This window comes from Lutibacter sp. (genome assembly GCF_021647475.1).
In the GTDB taxonomy this organism is placed as follows: Bacteria; Bacteroidota; Bacteroidia; order Flavobacteriales; family Flavobacteriaceae; genus Lutibacter.
The window spans coordinates 1-19,674 of record NZ_JAKIUR010000051.1; the positions used below are offsets into that span (position 1 = coordinate 1).

A 19,674-nucleotide genomic window follows, 5' to 3' on the forward strand; every position below is an offset into this window, starting at 1 on the left:
ACTACTTGATGTCATTGATGTAAATTATTGATTATCAGTATAATATACAAATAATTAATAACTTTGACAACTATAAATCAACTGATTATCTAGCTTTTATCAAAGAAAAAGTGTGAGTTTGCCCTGATTATGCATAGATGGATCTTTAATTTTATAATATTTTAAATTACCTTTCTCGTCAGTTATTGCCAAATGAACTATTTCACCTCTCCAACCTTCAACTGCACTAATGCTTATTGCATTTGCCCTTAATTGCAAATTATAAATAGGCTTATCTCCCAATTCGTCATTTTTATATAAACTTAAAAGTGTTTTTATAATTGCAATAGATTGAATTACTTCATAATAACGCACTAAGCCTCGTGCCAACACATCACCTGTTTCAAATTGAACTGGTTTAATATTCAAATTTTTATACGCCAAAAATGGATGACTTTTTCTAATATCTCTAGCTATTCCACCTGCTTTTGCAACCATTCCTACAGCTCCAATTTGAAGTAATTTATTAGTGAAAACTGCACCTATTCCATCAAATCTTTTTAAAACACTTGGCAAATTGAACATTTTTTCAGCCATTTCCACAAATTTCTTTTCAAAATCAATTAAAATAGAAGCCAAATCGATTTGTAAATCGTTGATTAACGGATAATAAGTTCCTCCTATCCTAATCAATCCTTTGCCAAACCGATTGCCACACCAACGTTGTGTAAAATTAATTATAGGTGTTCTTAATCCGCTAAAAACAGCACTTCCTAATTGATATGCCACATCCGTGCACATTCCACTTAAATCACCTGTATGAATTGCTATTCGTTCTAATTCTAACGCAATGCTACGTTCAATAGTTAAATTATTTGTTATTTTTATACTTGCCAGCGATTCTATAGTTTGCGTAAATGCTAAATTATGAGCAATAGCGGAATCACCTGTAATACTTTCAGCTAAAATGCTTCGTTGTAACCACTTTTTTTTAGAAAGCATTAAAGTTTCAATACCTCTATGTTGCCATCCTAATTGAATTTCTAAATGTTTAACCATTTCTCCGTGGCATAAAAATCTAAAATGTCCGGATTCAATAATTCCTGCATGAATTGGGCCAACACTTACTTCGTGTAATTCCTCTCCATCAATTTTATAGAAAGGATAATTTTTTATTTGTTTCGATTTATCTGCTCTATTTTCGGCATATCTAACAGGTTTTAACCAAGGATGATTTAAAAATTGAATATTATAATTTTCGTGAATTTCACGTTCAAAAATATGAAAGGCATTTATGTGTTGTGTAATAGATTCTAATGAAGTATCTAAAGAAGTAATTTGATGTCCAAAAACTAAAAAATCATGAGTGTTATCATTAGCTAAAATCAGTATAAATTTAAACCCTTTTAAATAAGGAATTGCAAAATATTGCAGACAATGAATTTCATTTGAACTATTAAACAAATTAATTACTTGTTCCGTAAACTGCTTATATTCAAGTATTGGAATATCTGAAAATTCAAAACTTGAATTATTTTGAATACTTAAAAATGAATATGTAAAACTTTTATTCATATATTTTAAATTGAAGCCTGAATTAAATCAAATAAATAATGATTTTGAAAAATTCCAAAATAAATACTTAAAACTACTAACATTAATTGTAATGAATTTTCTACCACAGTTCCTTTTAAATCTGTTTCAAATTTTTGTGTTGCTGGATAAAATAATAACTTGAATACATCTTTCAGCAAAATATAAAAAATCACCGTTAAAGCTATTAGAATAAGCACAACTAAAATCCAATTTTGCTGAAGTAATAACTCTTTAAATATTAGCAATTCACTAATAAATAATCCTGACGGTGGTAACCCTAAAATGGCTAAAGATCCAAATAATAAAAGTAATCCTCCAAAAGGATTCTGATAAAAATATCCTGTAATATTAATTTTAACTCTATTATTTAACCGCATAATCTGTCCAACTTGAAAAAACAACCCCGATTTTACAATAGCGTGAAAGGTCAAATGTAGAAAAGCAGCTAATATGCCAACTTTCCCCAGCGTTAGTGCTATAATTACCAACCCAGCATGTTCCATACTTGAGTAAGCATACATACGTTTATAATTTTTAACTTTTAACAAATATGCCGCAGCAAATAACAAGGTCAAAACTCCTGCAATTAATAACACATGATTCATCCAAGGTTTTATACTTGTAATTTGAAACATTTGATAAAATCGATACACCGCTAAAAATCCCGCATTTAATAAAACACTAGAAAATAACGCACTTATAGGAAATGGAGCCACATCTTTTGCATCAATATCTACATTAAACATAGGAATAATTCCCATTTTAACACTAAAGCCAACCAGAATAAAAAGAAAAGCAGATTTTAACCAAATAGGATCCATTTGCAAAGCATTGCTTTTTAACAAATCAAAAGATAAATCTGATAATCCAACTTTTTGAACTGCAACACTCAATAATAAAATTCCTACAAAAGCCAATGTTATTGAAACAGAACAAGCAAAAACATATTTCCAAACAGCTTCTAATACAATTTTTTTCCTATCATGATAAATTAATGTAGCACCTGTAAGTGTTGTAGCTTCAACAAAAGCCCAAAGCAATCCGTATTGGCTACTTAAATAAACCCCCATCAAAGCAACATTAAACCCAATGTAAACTGCATTATGAATTTGAACTGTTCTAATAGATTGTTGCTGATTATATTCATAAATCTGATAATGAACAGCGGCAACAAAACTAAGTATAGCCAAAATAAAAGCAAACAAAACGCTAATGCTATCATATTTAAAATATGCTATTTCAAAAGTGCCTAAATGACGATATAAATAAATAGCAAAAATTAATTGCATTAAATTAAATCCATACACTAAAAAATGCATCCATTTTTTATTTTTCAAAAGAAAAATACTTCCTGAAAATAAAACTGCTATCAAAAAATATACGTACAACATCTTCTAATCTTTTAATTTCGATAAAATATCGGTTGAATCATTATGAAAATGATAAGTTAATTTGTTAAAAAACACACCTAATACTAAAACACTTACAAATAAATCGAGTAAAATGGCAGTATTTACCATCATAGGCATTTCATTTCCAATAGCCAGAGCTAGCAAAAAGACTCCATTTTCAATAATAATAAAGCTTATAATATGTATCGTAATATTTTTATTGATTACTATAAATATAAGTCCCATTAAAACTGCCGTAATTGCTGTTGAAAATATTTTAACATCTAAAAAATCATTCTTTAATAAATTCCCCAAAAATATTGTTGAAACAAATACTAGTGTCGTTGTTAAAATTAAATAAAAACCTTTCATTTTTCTACGAGCCTTAAAATTTTTAATATTGGTAACTTTATTTTTTTTAGAAATATTTAATAAATAAGCGGGAATTAATATTCCTTTAAATACTAAAGTTTCTAGGGCTATAAATATTAAATGAATATAACTTAATTCATGCAAACCATTTAAAGCAATCAAAAACAACAAAACACCTTGAAAACCTAATAAACGTATATAAGTTTTTACATTTACAGAAATAGAAAAGTAAAATATAGAAACTGCAAATAATAAAATAAATAGTGCATTCATATTACAACTGATTTTCTAATAATAAAATCATTAAAAACAATACAACTCCAATACTTGAAATTGTTAAAATAAACTGGGAATTATAAATAAGTTTTAACCGTGCTTTAAAACTTTCCAAGAATCCAATTAACCAAGCAAAAATTAATTCAACTAAAATAAAAATTAGTATACTTATAACTAAATTAACATGCAAAAATGCTAAAATAATATTTGCTATTATGGCACCAAAAATAGCAAATTTTAATGCGTTTCCAATATTTACAAAAGCCATATCTATACCGCTATTGTCTAATACCATTACTTCATGAACCATGGTTAATTCTAAATGTGTTTTAGGATCATCAACCGGTAAACGGCTACTTTCAATCATAGCAAATTGTGCTAGAATATAAACAGAAAGAACCGTAAATAAAATGGATGAATACATATTTAAACTAAATCCGTTAAACATATCTGATAATGAAGTATTACCCGTTATTAAAACTAAAGTGGCAACTACCATAAAAAAAGCTGGTTCTGCTAACATAGAATATAATGCTTCCCGATTTGCTCCCATTCCTTCAAAACCACTTCCTACATCTAAAGCACCTATTATTAGAAAGAATTTGCCAAAAGCTAACAAATAAATAATAAAAAATCTCCTTGAAAATGGATAAACGCTGGAAACTTATTACCAAAAGGAATAAATAATACAGCGATAATTAGAATTACAAAATTTATAATAGGCGATAATTGAAATATAATACTCGTAGTTGTACTAAAAATACTTCCTTTTTTAAATAATTTAAATATATCAAACCAAGGTTGCAAAATACTTGCTCCTTTTCTCCCACTAAATTTAGCTTTAGTTTTTGCAATAATTCCTGGGAAAACAATTGCACAAAATAGTATTAATAAAAAACTAACCATTTAAATAATATTTAAAACTGTGAGCACTATCATTATAATAATAAACAATAATGGGTATAATATATAATCTTGAATTTTACCTGTTTGCAATACGGCTATTTTTTTTACATAATGTAAAATATTATTAGCTATTGGCATTATAAATTTAAATTCTACTTTATCTTCTACATGTGTTTTATATGATTTTTTTACAGGAAATACTTCTTTATCTTCATAAGTTATTTCAGAAGATAAATCCACAAAAACAGGATTAGCAATTCTTTTAAAATTAGCTGCAAAAGAAGAAGCATTATATTGATTGGTAACTGGATTTGCAGCCGTATAACCACAGCCCCAAGTATCAGCATAAATTACTTTTTTACGTTTTAATATTAATTTTCTTATCACATAAAACAACCAAATACTTAACCATAAAATAGCACCAATAATTCCAATCCATTTTAATGAGTTAGAAATAGCTAATTGTTTAAATTCAAACAATGGAAACCTTTCTTGTAAAATTGAATTTATAAAATTGAAGAAATACACAGGCAATACACCAATAATTATAATCCAAAAAATCGGTAATATTTCAGCAAATCTTATAGATGGTGCAACTTCCACAGCATGTTCCGCTTCTTTGCTTCGTGCAGTTCCTAAAAAAACAACACCAAAAGCTTTTGTAAAACAAAACATTGCTAATCCTCCAATTAAGGCTAATGCTAAAATTCCAAACATCATTAACATAGGAAACGCTAAACCTCCTTGCTTAATTCCATCGAAAAAACCATTATAAATAATAAATTCAGAAATGAAACCATTAAAAGGAGGAATTCCACTAATTGCAATTGCACCAATTAAAAATGCAAAAGCGGTAAATGGCATTTTTTTTATGAGTCCACCTAATTTATTTAAATTACGTGTATGAGTTTTAATATATACAGACCCAGCCGCATAAAATAATAAGGATTTAAATAAGGAATGATTTAAAATGTGTAATAAAGCTCCAGCCCAGCCCAAAACGGCAATAACTGGTTGATGATAAACTTCTCCCAAAACTCCTAATCCTATTCCTATTCCTATAATTCCAATATTTTCAATGCTATGAAAAGCTAATAATTTTTTTAAATCGTGTTGAACTATGGCAGACATTACTCCAAAAACACCTGTAAAAATAGAAATTAAAAGGATGAATATTCCAATGCTCAAATTCAATTCAGGTAAATTAAATAGTATTCTTATAATACCATAAATCCCCATTTTTATCATAATTCCAGACATTAACCCTGAAACATGAGATGGTGCTGCCGGATGTGCGTGTGGTAACCAAGAATGCAAAGGAAAAAATCCTGCTTTAATACCAAAACCAATAAAAAATACAATAAAAATCCAAAAGTTAGTTGGAAGTCCAACTATCAAAGGCGTTTTTTCTACCAAATGTTTTATTCCTTCAAAACCAAAATCACCAGTTACTGCATATACAATTACAAAACCTGCAACCAAAAATAGATAGCCAACATGCATTTGTACCAAATATTTAATTCCTGTTTTAATAATATCAGGTTTATTACTTTCAAAAATTACCAGTAAAAAACTACTTAGCGACATTAATTCCCAAGCCAATAAAAATGCAATTCCATCTGAAAGCATCACCACAAACAACATGGCAAAATTCAACATGAAAAAATTGAAATAATGCAATGCAAAATTAAAAGCACTCTTCTCCTTTAAGTACGGAGCTAAATATTGTTTTGCATAAATAAAACTACTTAAGGATGTAAAATTTATGATTAAAATAAAAAAGGCAGATAATTTATCAATTTTAATAATTAGAGGATGAAAATAAAAGTTAGAAATTAATTCAGAAACATATTCATTGCCACTTATCAAAACATTAATTGCTAAATATGAAGTACTTATCCACAATGCTAATTCCAATAAAAAAATATACCAGTACGATTGTTTTTTGGAAAAAACAAAAGTAAACCAGCTTAGTACAAAAACGACTAAAATTACTGTATTCATAAAATGAAATTGAAAGTGCAAAGATAATTTTAATTTTAAAAATCAGTACACATTATTAAAAACATTTATTTATTGATATAAGTATCTAAATACAAGCTAATTATAACCAATTTAATTTTCAATAACCAATTCATCATAAGCTAAAAAAACGTTTTTTGGTAATTGCTTTTCAGTTTCAGCATGAAATCCCATTAAATGACTCATATGGGTTAAATAGGCTTTTTTTGGTTGAAGTTTTTTAATAATTGCCAAAGCTTCTTCAAGATTTAAATGAGATTTATGAGGTTTAATTCGCAAAGCATTTAGTATTAGCACATCTAAATCTACTAATTTTTGTAGTTCTTTTTCTGGAATTGTTTTTACATCTGTTAAATACGCAACCTTGTCAAAACGAAACCCTAAAATAGTTATTTTATGATGAAAACTTTCAATAGGAATTACTTTTAAATTATGAAGAAAAAAAGGTTCATTTTTAACTTCATTAATAATTACACTTGGTGCACCTGGATATTTATTTTTATCCACAAAAATATAATCAAACCGCTTGGTTAAATTTTCAATAACTCTTTTCTTAGCAAAAATTGGAACAGCTCCCATTTGAAAACTAAACGGCCTAATATCATCTAAACCAGAAGTGTGATCGGCATGTTCATGTGTAAATAAAATTCCATCAATTTTAGAAACTTTTGCACGTAACATTTGATATCTAAAATCCGGACCGCAATCAATCACATACCTGTAAGAATCCCATTCTACTAAAATAGAAGTTCTTAAGCGTTGATCTCGTTTATCATCAGAAAAACAAACTGGATGCTGACAATTAATTACAGGAATTCCTTGTGAAGTTCCAGTTCCTAAAAATGTAATTTTAACTTTCATATCAGCTACAAAAATAACAATGAATAATTAATTATGAACTTTACCATTATGGTTAAATTAGTTTTTTTTACCATAAAATAATTACCTTTTTGTAATATTTATTACATAATTTTCATTAAACCTTTAAATTTAACTAAAATAACATAAAATCTGACTTATATCAAGTTTTAAAACTATTTAAATATGTATTTTTACGAATTCTTAAAAGGAATAGGAAATGAAAATAATATTAAAGAATTTTGACTCAAATACTAGATTCCGTAATATTAATTTTACTTTTAAAATACATTATAAATATTGCAATTAACTAGTTAAAAAAGCTAGTTTTTTTTATTTATTGATTTAATTTGAACAAACTATATAATTATAATAAATATTAAAACCAAAACTATATGAAAATAGGCATATTAAATGAAACTCAAAAAGGAGAAAAACGAGTTTCAATTTCTCCTACTATTTCAAAACAGCTTATAGATAAAGGATTTGAAGTTATTGTAGAAGAAGATGCAGGTCATGCTTCTTCCTTTAAAAATTCAGATTACACTAAAGCTGGAGCTATTGTTGAAAAACGAGGTGTCGTATTTAAAGAAGCTGATATTTTAGTGAAAATTAATCCTTTTACTGAAGAAGATTTAAAATTAGTGGATAAACGCCATATTTTAATGAGTCAGTTATTCCATAAATCACACCCTGAACTAATTGAAGCAATTGCTGCAAAAGGTGCAACGGCTTTTTCTATGGATGCAATTCCTAGAATTTCAAGAGCTCAGGATATGGATATTTTAAGTTCTCAAAGTAACTTAGCTGGTTATAAAGCAGTTATTTTAGGAGCTTATGAAATGACAAAAATCTTCCCATTAATGATGACTGCGGCTGGTACAATTACACCCTCAAGAGTTTTAATTTACGGCGTTGGAGTTGCTGGTTTACAGGCAATTGCAACAGCAAAACGTTTAGGTGCTGTAGTTGAAGCAACGGATATTAGATTAGAAACTAAAGAACAAACTGAATCTTTAGGTGCTAAATTTATTTCGGTAGATAATACTGGTGAAAAATCTGAAGGTGGTTATGCTAAAGAAGCTTCAGAAGATTATGTACGCAGACAAAAAGAAGCGGTTAATACATCATTATTTAAAGCTGATTTAGTAATTACAACTGCAATGATACCTGGAAGAAGATCTCCTGTTTTAATTACTAAAGAACAAGTAGAACAAATGAAAAACGGAGCAGTTATTATTGATTTAGCTGCAGCTCAAGGAGGAAATTGTGAGTTAAGTAAATTTAATAAAACGGTTATTGAACATGGCGTAAAAATTATTGGAACTTCTATTTCACCAGAAAGTGTATCTACCAATGCAAGTGATTTATATGCTAAAAATATGTATAATTTTATTATGCATTTAACCGATGAAACCAAATTTAAATGGGAGTTAGACGAAGAAATAACAGATAAAACTTTAATTGTAAAAAATGGTTTAATAAGACAAAACGGAAATACTAAATAATTATGACAGAATTTATAGATTTTATAAGTAGCAACCTCCAAATGATATACATTGTTATATTGATGATTTTTGTAGGTGTAGAAGTAATTGGTCACGTACCAGCAGTATTACATACCCCATTAATGTCTGGTGCAAATGCCATTCATGGAGTTATTATTATTGGGGCAATATTGGTAATGATTGATGCTGATCCTGATAATATTTTATCTATTTCATTGGGTTTTGTAGCAGTATTATTAGGAACTTTAAACGTGGTTGGTGGATTTGTTGTTACCGATCGCATGTTAGAAATGTTTAAAAAGAAAAAATAATGGAATACACATTTAGTCTCGAATTTATTTATTTAATAGCCTCTATTACTTACATCCTAGGTCTAAAAATGTTAGGTCATCCTGAAACTGCTCGTAGAGGAAATTTAATAGCAGCAGCTGGTATGATTTTAGCAATTTTTGGAACTTTATTTTTATACCAAGGAGATGAAGTGCCTAATAAAATATATATACTAATTGCAATTGCAATTGTAATAGGAACTATTGCAGGATGGCTTATTGCCAAAAAAGTAGATATGACCAAAATGCCTGAATTAGTTTCATTATTTAACGGTATGGGTGGAGCAAGTGCTGCTTTAATTGGCTTAATTGAATTTCATCATTACGTTGGTAATCAATTATATATAGCAACAATTATTGCAGGAATGGTAATTGGTAGTGTTTCATTTGCAGGTAGTATGATTGCATTAGGAAAATTAAACGGAACTTTTAAAAAACCTATCCGTTTGCCAAAATACAATTTGTTAAATAATTTAGTATTTCTTGCTATTATTGCTTTTGGTATTTTTATGGTAGTTAGCGGAACTTCAAGCCAATTATTTCTATATTTATTATTTTTCTCAGCATTAGCTTATGGAATTTTATTAGTTATTCCAATTGGTGGAGCTGATATGCCTGTAGTTATTTCATTATTAAACTCTTTTACAGGTTTAGCTGCAGCTTTTGCAGGTTTCCTATATGGAAATAAGGTAATGTTAACAGGAGGTATTTTAGTAGGCTCTGCAGGAACCATTTTAACATTTGCCATGTGTAACGCCATGAATCGTTCTTTATCAAATGTAATTTTTGGAGCATTTGGAAGTAGTTCTGGTGATGAAGCTGAAGGACATGAAATAACAGGAAGTATTAAAAAAGCAACAGTTAGTGATGTTGCCATTTTAATGAATTATTCTCAAAAAGTGATTATTGTCCCTGGATATGGATTAGCTGTAGCTCAAGCACAACATGTAATTCACGAATTAGAGCAATTGCTAGACAGCAAAGGAATTGATGTAAAATATGCTATACATCCAGTTGCTGGTCGTATGCCTGGTCATATGAATGTTTTATTAGCTGAAACCAATGTTGAATACGATAAGTTAGCAGAAATGGATGATGTAAATCCGGAATTTGCTAATACTGATGTTGTATTTGTAGTTGGTGCTAATGATGTTGTTAATCCTGCTGCTCATAACGATCCATCAAGTCCAATTTACGGTATGCCAATTTTAGAGGTAGAAAATGCTAAGCATATTATTGTTAATAAGCGAAGTATGAAACCAGGTTATGCAGGAATTGAAAATGAATTATTCTACAATCAAAAAACTTCCATGCTATTTGGTGATGCTAAAGATATTTTAACAAAATTAGTTAGCGAACTTAAGAGTATGTAAATTTCTTATTTTCAAACATTTAAAGAGAGTGAAAATATAATTCACTCTCTTTTTTTTTAGATTTGTTTTTTTGTAATTTTGCAAACTACTAAATAAAAAATATGCCTGTAAAATTAAAAGGAGATAAAGAAATTGGTAAAGTACTTACCATAAAGCAAAAAGCTTTACAAATTAACTTAAATAAAAATATTTACGGAACATTTGCTGAAATAGGTGCAGGACAAGAAACTGTTCGAAACTTTTTTAGAGCTGGTGGTGCTTCAGGTACCATTGCAAAAGCAATGAGTGCTTATGATAAAGATTTCTCAGATGCTATTTATGGTGAAGAAGATGATAAACGCTATGTAACCGAATCTCGTCTAAAAAAAATGTTGCTTCATGAAATTGATTTAATGGAAGATAGGCTTATCCGTAAAAAAAATCCAAATCGCTTATTTTTTTCCTATGCTAATACCGTAGCTACCATAGATTTTTCTAAAAAATTTAAAGGACATGGTTGGGTTGGAATTAAATTTCAATTAGATCCTTTAGAAGATTATAATGAAATAATTCTTCATATCAGATTTAGAGAAACAAACTCCACTTTACAACAAGAAACCCTTGGTAAACTTGGCGTAAACCTTATTTATGGAGGTTATTATTTACATGATAATCCAAAAGAAATTGTAAAATCACTATATGATAATATTGAAAGTGATCAAATTGAAATTGATATGATTAATTTTTCTGGAGCTCGATTTATGTATGTAGATAATAGACTAATGAGTTTACAATTAGTTAAAAATGGTATGACAGATGCGGTGATGTTTGATTCAAATGGGAGAAACTTATTACCTGCACAAGAACTTTACAAAAAAAATATCCTAGCACTTAGAGGAAGTTTTAGACCGGTAACTCTAGTTAATATGGATATTTATGAAAAATCAAAAGCTTTATTTTTACAAGAAAAAAAGGTTGATGAAGCTAATACTAAAGTTATTTTTGAAATTACACTCGCAAACCTCCGTTCAGAAGGTGAAATAAATGAAAGAGATTTTTTAGACCGTGCTGAGTTACTTTGTTCACTTGGTAAAACAGTTATGATTACCAATTTTCAAAAGTATTTTAAATTAGTTGAATATTTTTCTCAATTTACAAAAGCCAGAATGGGGTTGGCAATGGGAGTTTACAATCTTATTCAAATATTTGATGAAAAATATTATCGTGAAATGAGTGGTGGAATTTTAGAAGCCTTTGGAAAATTATTTCATAAAGATTTAAAAATTTATTTATATCCTTTAAAAGATCACAAATCAGGACAAGTTCAAACCAGTGAAAATTTAAAAGTACATCCTAGAGTAAAAGAGTTATATAAATACTTTAAGTATAATGGGAAAATGATTGATATTAAAAACTATAATCCTAATATTTTAGACATTTTATCACGTAAAGTGTTTTCAATGATTGCTGAAGGTGAGGAAGGATGGGAAAAAATGTTACCAAATGGAATAGCCGACACCATTAAAGACCAAAAGCTTTTTGGATATTCAAAAAGAAATTTTAAAAAAATTAAATAATTTTTTTTTATCATTAAACCTTTTTTAAATTTATCCGTCTAATAACTAAAATCAACCTGTGACAGACGAAAAATTATTAGTTGCTCAATTAAAACAAGCTGACACCCAAGAACAAGCCTTTAGAAATTTAATGGGTTTATACAAAGAACGTTTGTATTGGCATATCCGTAAAATTGTTTTATCTCATGATGATGCTGATGATGTTTTACAAAATACTTTTATTAAAGTCTTCAAAAACATTCATTCTTTTAACGAAAAAAGTAAACTCTACTCTTGGATGTATAGAATTGCGACTAATGAATCCATAACTTTTATTAATAAAAAAGCAAATAAGCAAAATGTGGATATAAGTGAATTGCAATATAAAATGGCTGAAAGTTTAGAAGATGATTCTTTTTATACAGGTGATGAAATTCAATTGATGCTACAAAAAGCAATAGTAACTTTACCGCAAAAACAACAATTAGTTTTTAATATGAAATACTTTGAAGAAATGAAATATACTGAAATATCAGAAATATTAGAAACTTCAGTTGGTGCGTTAAAAGCATCCTATCATCATGCAGTAAAAAAAATTGAAAACTATATAAAAACCAATTAAACCATGTACCTATTATTCAGTCTTATAATTAAATGAAAAAAGAAAATAGACATAGTAATTTTAAATTATCAAAAAATTCAGTAAAAGCTACTGGGTTTAAGATTCCTGTGGATTATTTTAAAACTATTGAAGGCGAAGTAATCTCTAAATTAGCAACTGAAAAATTCACTAAAAAACATAATTTTGCAAATCCTCACGGTTATTTTAATTCGTTAGAAAACATTGTAATAACTAAGTTAAAAGCAGAATCAATCCAAAAAAATAAAACAGATGAAATTCCTAGTAATTATTTTGATGAAATTGAAAATAAAATAATTAATAAGCTTCAATCTGAAAAGAAATCTAAAGTAATTTCATTAAAAAGAATTACAAAAATTATTGCACCTATTGCAATTGCAGCTTCACTCCTATTATTGGTCTATTTAAACTCAACATCAAAACCTGTTACAATGGATGCTCTTTCAACATCTTCTATTGAAAATTATTTTGAAAATGACCAAAATAATGTTGATATTTTAAGCATTGCAGCACTTTATACGGTAGATGAATTAAATAAAGAATCTTTTGATACCAACATTACAAATGCCGAAGTTGAAAACTATTTATCAGAAGAAGACTTGGAAGAAATTATCTATGAAAATTAATAAAATTTACTAAAAATGAAAAAAATTATTACTTTGTTTATGCTTTTTGTACTTAGCATTAATTTGCTTCAAGCACAACAACTACAACGACAACGCATAAAAGCATTAAAAACATCTTACATTACTGATGCATTAAATTTATCTCCAAAAGAAGCAGAGCAATTTTGGCCAGTTTATAATTTATATACTTATAAAATTAAAAAATTAAAAATTGATTCAGAATTAAAAATTCAACGGCAAATACGTTTAGCTGGTGGAATTGATTATATTTCAGAAGAACAAGCAAAAAATTTAATTTCAAATTCTTTAAAAAATGAGCAGAAAGTCACCAACGCTAAAATTAGCATGGTTAAAGAATTGTCTTCTATTATTTCGGCTAAAAAAATAATATTATTAAAAAAAGCAGAACGTAATTTTAATCGTAGAATGTTGCAAGAATTAGGCAAAAGACGTAGAATGCAAGGACAATAAATAGATAGGCTAAAAATAGAATATTTCGTCAACTTAAACCTACCAGCAGCAGGCAGGCTTGTTTCAGGTTCTCATAACCATTGATAATCAGCCAGATGAGATTCTGAAATAAATTCAGAATGACGGTTTTTTTAAAGACTTTTTAGACAGCTTCTTTTTTAAGCGTACATTTTAGCTCTTAATTCTTTTATTTTTGGATTTGCTAAATATTCATCAAAAGTGGTAAACCTATCAATTACTCCATTAGGTGTAATTTCAATAATTCTGTTGGCAACCGTTTGTGCAAAAGCGTGATCATGTGTTGAAAAAATTACCGTTCCTTTAAAGTTTTTTAACGAATTATTAAAAGCCTGAATGGACTCTAAATCCAAATGATTTGTAGGTTCATCTAACTTTAATACATTTGCTCTCATCATCATCATTCTAGATAACATACATCTTACTTTTTCACCTCCTGAAAGTACATTACACTTTTTTAAAGCTTCTTCTCCACTAAAAATCATTTTACCTAAAAATCCACGCAAATAAACTTCTTCACGTTCTTCCTCCGTTTTAGCGTATTGACGTAACCAATCAACCAGATTTAAATTTGAATTTGTAAAAAAGCTAGAATTATCTAATGGCAAATAAGATTGTGTAGTAGTAACTCCCCAGCTAAATTTGCCTTCATCAGCCTTATCCTTTCCATTTAAAACTTCGTAAAATGCTGTAACAGCCTTAGAATTTCTAGAAAGTAAAACTACTTTATCTCCTCTATTTAAATTAAAGTGAATGTTTTTAAACAACACTTCATCGCCTACTTTTTTAGATAAGCCTTCAACGTTTAAAATTTGATCTCCAGCAACACGATCTCTTTCAAAAATAATGGCAGGATATCTTCTACTTGATGGTTTAATTTCATTTACATTCAATCGTTCTATCATTTTTTTTCTTGAAGTTGCTTGTTTAGATTTGGCAACATTGGCAGAAAAACGTCTAATAAATTCTTCTAATTCTTTCTTTTTATCTTCAGCTTTTTTGTTTTGCTGAGCTCTTTGTTTGGCTGCTAACTGACTAGATTCATACCAAAATGAATAATTACCAGAATAATGGTTTATTTTTCCAAAATCGATATCTGAAATATGAGTACAAACTGCATCTAAAAAGTGACGGTCATGCGAAACAACAATTACCGTATTATCATAATTTGCAAGAAAATTTTCTAACCAACCAATGGTTTCAAAATCTAAATCATTGGTTGGTTCATCCATAATTAACACATCCGGATTTCCAAATAAAGCCTGAGCCAATAAAACTCGAACTTTAGTTTTACCATCTAATTCACTCATCAAATTATAGTGCATTTCTTCTTTAATTCCTAAATTTGATAATAACGTGGCTGCATTACTTTCGGCATTCCAACCATTCATTTCTTCAAATTCAACGCCTAATTCTCCTGCTTTAACACCATCTTCTTCTGAGAAATCTTCTTTTGCATAAATGGCATCCATTTCCTTTTTTAAATTGTACAATTCTTTATTTCCCATCAGTACAGTATCTAATATTGGGAATTCATCAAAAGCAAAGTGATCTTGAGATAAAACAGACATTCTTTTGCCTTTATCTAAATGAACCTGACCAGAAGTAGGTTCTATTTCTCTTGATATTATTTTTAAAAAAGTTGATTTTCCAGAGCCATTGGCACCAATAATTCCGTAACAATTACCAATAGTAAATTTGGTATTAACATCATCAAACAAAACTCGTTTTCCAAATTGAACTGATAAATTTGATACTGATAGCATATTATTTATTATTTGTATGTTTTTTTTAAAAGTTTTGCAAAAGTAAACATTTTAATGAATTTTAAATCATTTAATTAAATGTTAATTATTTACACATTCTAAAACCTTTTTTTTATTAACATCTATTTAACAAAATGCCTATGAACAAGTGTGTATTTTTGTTCTAATTCAAATGTAAATGAAGTATTTAATAACATTTATACTATTAATTACCATGTTTGGTTGTTCTAAACAAAACCAATCAGGAAAAAATGACATCTATTTTGGGGGAGATATTATTAATCCAAAATCAAAATATGTATTGTTTTTAAAAGATGATAAAGTTTTAGATACCATTAATTTAGATAAAAATAATCGATTTATTGCTAAATTTAAACATTTAAAAGAAGGCTTATATACCTTTAAACATGGGGTAGAATTTCAATATGTTTATTTACAACCATCTGATAGCGTTTTAGTTAGATTAAACACCTGGAACTTTGATGAATCATTAGTTTTTAGCGGAAAAGGAAGTACTAAAAATGAATTTCTAATTAATTTATTTTTACAAAATGAAAAAGATGATAAAGCAATGTCTAGATACTTTAATTTAGGACAAAATCAATTTCAAAATAAAATTAATTTACTAGCTAAAAAACGTCAAGAAAATTTTAAAATTTTTTTATCCTTAGAAAAGGATAAAATAAGTGATAATTTTAAAAGATTAATAAATACTGCTATTTATTATCCATTATATAGTTTAAAAGAAATTTATCCATACTACAATAAAATTGCAAATAATAAAAAAGAGTTTCCTATAATAAAACCTAGCTTTTATAACTATAGAAATAAAGTAAATTTAAATGAAAAATCATTAGTTTCCTTTTATCCTTACCAAAATTATATTATTAGTTATTTGTATAATTTAAGTTATCAAAATAACGATATTAATAACAATAATTTAACCAATACATTATTAAATGAAATTGTTAAACATATTAAATTAAAAAAATTTAAAAATACATTACTTAAACGTGTGGTTCTTAATGATTTTTTAAAAAGTGAATCTACTTGTAATATTAATAATAACACCTTAAAAATATTTTTAAAACATTGTACAAATCCAGATTACAGAAAACAAATTATAAATTTGGTACACGACAGTAAGTATGTTAAAAATAATGAATTGTTGCATAATTTTAACGTTAAAACATATACTGATAAAACTAAAAACATTAGAGATCTTATAAAAGGTAAAAACACGGTTATCTATTTCTGGTCTAATGAGTTTATGTCTTCTGACTATTTAGTTAGTAGAATAAAATATTTAGAAAATACTTATCCTAAAATATTATTTATTGGAATTCATTTAAATCATGAAAAAATTGATTTAACAACAGATCCTAAATTAAAATTATTAAATATAAACCATCAATTAAAATTGACTGCTGATAGTTATGCTAATCAATTTTTAGTGAGCAACTACCCAAGAACCATTATAATTAATAAAAACGGAATAGTTGTTAATGGGTTTACTTACCTAGGTTCCAGATATTTAAATACTCAATTAGATAAATTAGCTTTAAATTAAAAAAAAAGCTGATAAACAAAATTAAAGTGTATCTTTGCCCGTTTTTTAACCGGTTTATAGATGGGCGTCTGTAGATCACTAATACATACAGAATGTCGACATTTACAGAGCTAGGGCTTAATAATAATATTATTAAGGCACTAACCGATTTAGGGTACGAAAATCCTACAGAAATTCAAGAAAAAGCAATTCCACAAGTTTTAGCTTCAAAAGTAGATTTAAAAGCTTTTGCACAAACAGGAACAGGTAAAACAGCTGCTTTTAGTTTACCAATTTTAGAACAAATTGACACTAAAAGCAACGATACTCAAGCCATAATTTTATCTCCAACAAGAGAATTAGCAATACAAATTGCTAAAAATATTGCTGAATTTTCATCTCATATGGATGGATTTAGAGTAGCTGCCGTTTATGGTGGTTCTAATATTGATGAACAAATTAGAAAACTTAAAAAAGGAGTTCAAATTGTTGTTGGAACACCTGGCAGAACAGTAGATTTGATAAAAAGAAAGCAATTAAAATTAGCCAATGTAAAGTGGTTGGTTTTAGATGAAGCTGATGAAATGCTTAACATGGGCTTTAAAGATGAATTAGACAAAGTTTTAGCAGTAACACCAAAAGAAAAACAAACCTTATTGTTTTCTGCAACTTTTCCAAGAGAAGTTGAAAGTATTGCAAAAAACTACATGCATAAACCCGTTGAAATTAGTGCTGGACAAAAAAATAGAGGTGCAGATAAAGTTACGCACCAATATTATGTGGTTTCAGAAAGAAACAGATATGCAGCTTTAAAAAGAATTGCCGATGTTAATCCTGATATTTATAGTATTGTTTTTTGTAGAACTCGTAGAGAAACACAAGAAATTGCTGATAAATTAATAAAAGATGGCTATAATGCCGATGCACTTCACGGAGATTTATCTCAAGCACAACGAGATAGCGTTATGGGAAAATTTCGTCAAAAAAACTTACAACTTCTAATTGCTACCGATGTTGCCGCTAGAGGATTAGATGTTACCGATTTAACCCACGTAATAAACCATAAATTACCAGATCAAATTGAATCATATACCCATAGAAGTGGTAGAACTGGCCGTGCAGGTAAAGAAGGTATTTCAATTGCCATTGTTACTCAAAGAGAAAAAGGAAAACTTCGTCCTATTGAAAGATTAATTGGTAAAAAATTTATGAGTACTCCTATTCCAACAGGAAAGGAAATTTGCCACAATCAACTTTTAAAATTAATTGATAAGGTAAAAGATATTAATATTAATGAAACTGAAATTAAAGATTTTTTACCATCCATTTATGAAAAATTAGAAGGATTAGATCGTGAAGAATTGATAAAACGATTTGTTTCTTTAGAATTCAATACATTTTTAACCTATTACCAAAACGCTCCTGACTTAAATGATAGCGAACACATGCAAGGTGATCGCCGTTCTGACTCAAGAGGAAGAAGTAGAAATGATGAAAATATGTCTCGTTTCTTTATTAATATTGGTAGAAAAGACAAATTAAATCCAGCAAAATTAATTGGTTTAATTAATGATCAAAAAATTTCTAATAATATTGAAATAGGTCAAATTGAAATTTTAGACACTTTTTCATTTTTTGAATTAGATAAAAATTATACCGATGAAACTATCGCTATTTTTAAACAAAATGATGTTGAATTTGATGGAAGAAGTGTAAATGTAGAAATTACTGAGAAAAAACGTTCAGGAGGAAGAAGAAGCGGAGGAAGAGATGGAGGAAGAAGATCTAGCGGAAGTGGTGATCGAAAAAGAAGCAGTGATAGAAAACCAAGTGGAGATTTCAGCAGATTCGGAAGAAAACGCTCTGATAATAAAAGTGCTTTTTTTGGAAAAAAAACTTCTAAAAGAAGAAAAGGATAAATAAAAAAGTTTCCTAAAAATACTATTTTGTAGTAACAATTGTAAAGAATAAAAATTAATTGGTCTTTACAATTTTATATAAATTTATAGCTGTATTTTAGTAAATGATAAATGAATAAAACAATTCAGATATTAATATTCTTTTTAATTTTTATTTCTTGTAATAAAGATAATGTATTATACTGATATAGGTTGACCTTTTTATTGTTAATTTTGCTCGTTCAAAAGATTTTTTTCAGCAGTTTAGAAGGCAAAAAAATAGTTTGAACTAGGTCAGTTTTTAAATTGTTAGTTCAGTCAAATTTACATTATTTTTCCGATAGGATTTATATTTTATATTTGGATTTAAATGCACTTCTGCCGGTTTTCTTAAATCCAGACTAAAAGGTGTTCTTAGATTGTTGTAAATATAGACAGCTTGTTTAGTTATCTTTTGAGCAATATCGGTATTTTTAATGGTTTGTTTTAATCCATATTCATATTTAAGGGTTCTGTTAATTCGCTCTGCAATGGCGTTTTCGTATGGGTCATATTGCTCTG

General features: G+C 28.0%; 16 protein-coding genes and 1 pseudogene. 9 read left to right on the top strand and 8 right to left on the bottom strand.

The features are described from left to right. Window positions 1-99: 99 nt before the first annotated feature. The 6 genes and pseudogenes from L3J60_RS11085 to L3J60_RS11115 all read right to left on the bottom strand — a co-directional run bounded on the left by L3J60_RS11085 (window position 100) and on the right by L3J60_RS11115 (window position 7,403). Window positions 100-1,554 (bottom strand): NADH-quinone oxidoreductase subunit C, encoded by a 1,455-nt coding sequence (locus tag L3J60_RS11085; RefSeq protein WP_291975602.1) that lies wholly within the window; start codon window positions 1,552-1,554, stop codon window positions 100-102. A 5-nt stretch (window positions 1,555-1,559) separates the two neighbouring features. Then, window positions 1,560-2,966, bottom strand: a complete 1,407-nt coding sequence (locus L3J60_RS11090; protein WP_291975603.1) for a proton-conducting transporter membrane subunit — start codon at window positions 2,964-2,966, stop codon at window positions 1,560-1,562. Window positions 2,967-2,969: 3 nt separating this feature from the next. Next, entirely contained in the window at window positions 2,970-3,611 is a 642-nt protein-coding gene (locus L3J60_RS11095; RefSeq protein ID WP_291975604.1) for a hypothetical protein, read from the bottom strand. A gap of 1 nt (window position 3,612) precedes the next feature. Beyond that, window positions 3,613-4,520 (bottom strand): annotated as a pseudogene (locus L3J60_RS11100) (NADH-quinone oxidoreductase subunit H). Further along, the gene (locus L3J60_RS11110) at window positions 4,521-6,524 is read right to left on the bottom strand and encodes a proton-conducting transporter membrane subunit (protein ID WP_291975608.1); all 2,004 of its coding nucleotides are present in this window, start codon (window positions 6,522-6,524) and stop codon (window positions 4,521-4,523) included. A gap of 111 nt (window positions 6,525-6,635) precedes the next feature. Continuing rightward, window positions 6,636-7,403, bottom strand: coding sequence for an MBL fold metallo-hydrolase (locus tag L3J60_RS11115; RefSeq protein ID WP_291975609.1), 768 nt, complete (start codon window positions 7,401-7,403; stop codon window positions 6,636-6,638). Window positions 7,404-7,795: 392 nt separating this feature from the next. Here L3J60_RS11115 and L3J60_RS11120 point away from each other — a divergent pair, with 392 nt between their 5' ends. The 7 genes from L3J60_RS11120 to L3J60_RS11150 all read left to right on the top strand — a co-directional run bounded on the left by L3J60_RS11120 (window position 7,796) and on the right by L3J60_RS11150 (window position 13,882). Further along, window positions 7,796-8,908: an NAD(P) transhydrogenase subunit alpha gene (locus L3J60_RS11120; RefSeq protein ID WP_291975610.1), complete on the top strand. Its 1,113-nt coding sequence runs from the start codon at window positions 7,796-7,798 to the stop codon at window positions 8,906-8,908. Window positions 8,909-8,949: 41 nt separating this feature from the next. Continuing rightward, window positions 8,950-9,219 carry an NAD(P) transhydrogenase subunit alpha gene (locus tag L3J60_RS11125; RefSeq protein ID WP_366837260.1) on the top strand — a complete coding sequence of 90 codons (270 nt, stop codon included), beginning with the start codon at window positions 8,950-8,952 and terminating at the stop codon, window positions 9,217-9,219. After that, the gene (locus tag L3J60_RS11130) at window positions 9,219-10,610 is read left to right on the top strand and encodes an NAD(P)(+) transhydrogenase (Re/Si-specific) subunit beta (RefSeq protein ID WP_291975612.1); all 1,392 of its coding nucleotides are present in this window, start codon (window positions 9,219-9,221) and stop codon (window positions 10,608-10,610) included. Before L3J60_RS11125 ends, L3J60_RS11130 begins: the two co-directional genes overlap by 1 nt. 101 nt (window positions 10,611-10,711) lie before the next feature. Beyond that, window positions 10,712-12,166 carry a TonB-dependent receptor gene (locus L3J60_RS11135; protein WP_291975613.1) on the top strand — a complete coding sequence of 485 codons (1,455 nt, stop codon included), beginning with the start codon at window positions 10,712-10,714 and terminating at the stop codon, window positions 12,164-12,166. A 58-nt stretch (window positions 12,167-12,224) separates the two neighbouring features. Beyond that, window positions 12,225-12,767: an RNA polymerase sigma factor gene (locus tag L3J60_RS11140; protein ID WP_291975614.1), complete on the top strand. Its 543-nt coding sequence runs from the start codon at window positions 12,225-12,227 to the stop codon at window positions 12,765-12,767. Between the two features lie 32 nt (window positions 12,768-12,799). Then, the gene (locus L3J60_RS11145; RefSeq protein ID WP_291975615.1) at window positions 12,800-13,411 is read left to right on the top strand and encodes a hypothetical protein; all 612 of its coding nucleotides are present in this window, start codon (window positions 12,800-12,802) and stop codon (window positions 13,409-13,411) included. A gap of 15 nt (window positions 13,412-13,426) precedes the next feature. After that, window positions 13,427-13,882: a hypothetical protein gene (locus L3J60_RS11150; protein WP_291975616.1), complete on the top strand. Its 456-nt coding sequence runs from the start codon at window positions 13,427-13,429 to the stop codon at window positions 13,880-13,882. Between the two features lie 158 nt (window positions 13,883-14,040). Here L3J60_RS11150 and L3J60_RS11155 read toward each other — a convergent pair whose 3' ends face one another. Then, complete coding sequence (locus tag L3J60_RS11155; protein WP_291975617.1) at window positions 14,041-15,666, bottom strand: ATP-binding cassette domain-containing protein; 1,626 nt, start codon at window positions 15,664-15,666, stop codon at window positions 14,041-14,043. Between the two features lie 178 nt (window positions 15,667-15,844). Between L3J60_RS11155 and L3J60_RS11160 the strand changes: the two genes are divergently transcribed. Together L3J60_RS11160 and L3J60_RS11165 are read left to right on the top strand one after the other, a co-directional pair. Continuing rightward, on the top strand, window positions 15,845-17,236 hold the full coding sequence (locus L3J60_RS11160) for a hypothetical protein (RefSeq protein WP_291975618.1): 1,392 nt from the start codon (window positions 15,845-15,847) through the stop codon (window positions 17,234-17,236). Window positions 17,237-17,328: 92 nt separating this feature from the next. Further along, window positions 17,329-19,134: a DEAD/DEAH box helicase gene (locus L3J60_RS11165; protein ID WP_291975619.1), complete on the top strand. Its 1,806-nt coding sequence runs from the start codon at window positions 17,329-17,331 to the stop codon at window positions 19,132-19,134. Between the two features lie 280 nt (window positions 19,135-19,414). Here L3J60_RS11165 and L3J60_RS11170 read toward each other — a convergent pair. Then, window positions 19,415-19,674 (bottom strand): integrase core domain-containing protein (locus L3J60_RS11170; RefSeq protein WP_291975620.1); only part of this gene is annotated, 260 nt, incomplete at its 5' end.

Bases quoted from the DNA above. Each gene is read 5' to 3' on its own strand.
- L3J60_RS11160 (WP_291975618.1), top strand. From the start codon at position 15,845: ATGAAGTATTTAATAACATTTATACTATTAATTACCATGTTTGGTTGT.
- L3J60_RS11120 (WP_291975610.1), top strand. From the start codon at position 7,796: ATGAAAATAGGCATATTAAATGAAACTCAAAAAGGAGAAAAACGAGTT.
- L3J60_RS11145 (WP_291975615.1), top strand. From the start codon at position 12,800: ATGAAAAAAGAAAATAGACATAGTAATTTTAAATTATCAAAAAATTCA.
- L3J60_RS11110 (WP_291975608.1), bottom strand. From the start codon at position 6,524: ATGAATACAGTAATTTTAGTCGTTTTTGTACTAAGCTGGTTTACTTTT.
- L3J60_RS11155 (WP_291975617.1), bottom strand. From the start codon at position 15,666: ATGCTATCAGTATCAAATTTATCAGTTCAATTTGGAAAACGAGTTTTG.
- L3J60_RS11090 (WP_291975603.1), bottom strand. From the start codon at position 2,966: ATGTTGTACGTATATTTTTTGATAGCAGTTTTATTTTCAGGAAGTATT.
- L3J60_RS11085 (WP_291975602.1), bottom strand. From the start codon at position 1,554: ATGAATAAAAGTTTTACATATTCATTTTTAAGTATTCAAAATAATTCA.
- L3J60_RS11150 (WP_291975616.1), top strand. From the start codon at position 13,427: ATGAAAAAAATTATTACTTTGTTTATGCTTTTTGTACTTAGCATTAAT.
- L3J60_RS11130 (WP_291975612.1), top strand. From the start codon at position 9,219: ATGGAATACACATTTAGTCTCGAATTTATTTATTTAATAGCCTCTATT.
- L3J60_RS11115 (WP_291975609.1), bottom strand. From the start codon at position 7,403: ATGAAAGTTAAAATTACATTTTTAGGAACTGGAACTTCACAAGGAATT.
- L3J60_RS11165 (WP_291975619.1), top strand. From the start codon at position 17,329: ATGTCGACATTTACAGAGCTAGGGCTTAATAATAATATTATTAAGGCA.
- L3J60_RS11135 (WP_291975613.1), top strand. From the start codon at position 10,712: ATGCCTGTAAAATTAAAAGGAGATAAAGAAATTGGTAAAGTACTTACC.
- L3J60_RS11125 (WP_366837260.1), top strand. From the start codon at position 8,950: ATGATATACATTGTTATATTGATGATTTTTGTAGGTGTAGAAGTAATT.
- L3J60_RS11095 (WP_291975604.1), bottom strand. From the start codon at position 3,611: ATGAATGCACTATTTATTTTATTATTTGCAGTTTCTATATTTTACTTT.